At 59.3% G+C, this 2441-nt stretch carries 3 protein-coding genes; all 3 read left to right on the top strand.

The annotated features are described in order from the left end of the window. Positions 1-503 (top strand): GNAT family N-acetyltransferase (locus AC1DYI_RS32770; protein ID WP_477208289.1); only part of this gene is annotated, 503 nt, incomplete at its 5' end. Positions 504-571: 68 nt separating this feature from the next. Next, the gene (locus tag AC1DYI_RS32765; protein WP_477208288.1) at positions 572-1369 is read left to right on the top strand and encodes a hypothetical protein; all 798 of its coding nucleotides are present in this window, start codon (positions 572-574) and stop codon (positions 1367-1369) included. Positions 1370-1969: 600 nt separating this feature from the next. Further along, the coding region (locus AC1DYI_RS32760) for a hypothetical protein (protein WP_477208287.1) at positions 1970-2441 on the top strand (472 nt) is incomplete at its 3' end.

Raw genomic sequence — 2441 nt, 5'->3', positions numbered from 1 at the left:
TTCGCTCGCTGACCGCCTCCGATGCAGAGGCGTTCGCTAGCTTACGGCAGGAGGTCACCGCCGTTTCGCCGTTGGGCATGGGTCTCACACTGGATGAAGAACTCACTCGCCCAATTGAAGGCTTTCGCCAGCAACTGTCGCCAGAGCTACCAAGTCAAGTTTTCGGTGCCTTTGTCGGTGATCGGCTTATCTCCACAGCTGGCATCCTTTGGCCCACCAAGTTCGCCTCAGGGGCGCACAAGGCCGTTCTTTGGGGTGTCTTCACCTCGCCAGCGTTCCGCCGCCAATCGCTCGCCCGTCAGCTTGCCAGTCGCGCCGTCGAGCACGCCTTTGCCAATGGCGCCAGGCGCGTGTATCTTGGCGTCTACGTACCAAATCCCGAGGCAGTCACTCTCTATGAGTCTCTTGGCTTTGTCGCCACGGGCCGAGAACTCGAGGTCGTCAAGCTCGGCAACGAGTACTTCGACATTCAATACATGAGTGCCTGCCGTGCAGCGGTCTAACCCCTCCGTCAAGGGGACGTCTTGCGGCAAGCCGCAAGCCGCCCCTTACGTCGAACGTTAGCCATCACATGCGACATCTGCCCTTTGCGCTCMTGCTCGCCGCGTTGCTCCAAGCTTGCGGCGTCCCAAAATCGAACGACGAGTTCTTCGCCACCGCTGAGGTTCAGTTCCTTGAGGCCACCGCTCGCAAACTCGCTGCCCGAGACTTTGCGTCCATCAAGGCGCTCATGGATGACCGCGTTCAACAGGCAGACATCGACCAAGCCCTGGAGCGCCTGGCAGGGATTCTCCCTTCAGGCCGTCCAGTAGCTACCCAGGCGGTCGATTGGCGCCACTTCACAAAGAGGAGCTTCTCAAAAGATGGGCCCACCTTGCGTACAGCAGCGGTTGCTGTCGAGTACACCTATGAAGCCAATCAATGGGTGGTTGCGTCAGCGACTCTTTCCGGAGAACCAGGAGCGTTTCGAATCTTGGCGTTCAATGTTGAACCATTGCCAGCCCCACTATCTGAGATTCACGCCCTGACGCTGAACGGCAAAGGGCCTCTTCACTACCTGTTTTCGCTTCTCGCCCTCACCTCTGTCGGCGTAGTTCTGTTCGCTTTTGTGCGGTGCGTACGTACTCCGGGTTTGAAGCGGAAGTGGCTCTGGGCCATATTCACTCTGTTCGGCTTCGCTGCGTTCACGCTGAACTGGACGGATGGAACCACGTCGTTTCAGTTGGTTCACTTCAACCTCATTGGGTCCGGTCTGTCCCGTCAAGGCTGGCTAGGTCCATGGGGCCTTACCTTCGCCCTTCCCGTCGGAGCGCTCGTGTTCTTGTTGGCCCACCCCAGACACGTGGCAACTCGTCAATCGGATGGCTAACCCCTCCGTCAAGGGGACGTCCCGCAAGCGGGCCGCCCCTTACGTCGAACGTTAGGCCCACAGCCGGGTTGAAGGTTCAGTTCACTTGAAGCGTCTTCTGCCAATGCCAGCTTCTCAAGGCCTCGGTCTCGACGCCTTGTGCACATGGGAGAGGCGTGCCTGCTTCAGCGTCGGCGTGGGCTGTCCGTCCTTCGGCGGCCGGCGCACGGTCGGTGGTCATTTCAGCCTTCCGCCCGCCATGTTGGTCAAGAAGTTGAAGCCTTGGCGCTACGTCGCGGTTCAACAGCGCCTGCGGTCACGGCCGGAGCTTGGGGTGRGAACCGCTACYGGGTCGCTTCTGCCGCCTCGGCGAGCGGGCCAAACTGAAACAGCCGCAGCCCCGGTGCTGCATAGCCAGGCCCCGGTCAGCCGAGTAGCATYTCCAGTCTCCTCGGGTCCGTCTGCCTTGCACGGCAAGTCCATCACGGTTGGTGCATCTGCGGTGCCTAACCCCTCCGTCAAGGGGACCTGCCTGCGGCAGGCCCCTTACGTCGAACGTTAGGCCGCACCAAACGCATATCGCCGCAGCTCGCGGCCACCAACGGGAAGCATATGAAGCGAGTGGAGTTGAGCGACTGGCGCGACTTTGAGCGCTCACTGCAGACTGAACTTGATGCGCTTGGGCACGTAGGCCACGTCGTGGTCCGCAACTTCGCTCTCGTAACAATGACTGAGGATTGTGTTGAGACGGATCGTCTAGCCTTGGTTTTGAATACCGGCACGGATCGCGACCAAAACAGTGATTTCTGGAACGTTGAACATTTTGATCACGACCACACGCGAGAACCTCGAGGCAAGCAGCCCCAGGAGATCATCTACGCGTTCACCATTGATCCAACGGTCACTCCTTATCTTGTTCATCACCGCAGCCAACCGGAAGAACTCGATATCACGGAAAGCCTGTCTGAACACGATGGCATCGTTGTCTACGATCCTAGCGGCCTGCGCCGAGTATCAAAGAACGAGTACTGGTTCAACTGCAAGCCTATAGATGTCGCGCTCCTTGTGTTCACGCTGCCGCACAGTGCGGCCT

The sequence above is a fragment of the Ideonella sp. P3_A4 genome, from assembly GCF_056403075.1.
The sequence above is the reverse complement of the archived record's forward strand: the minus strand, read 5'-3'. Positions and strand labels throughout refer to the sequence as shown.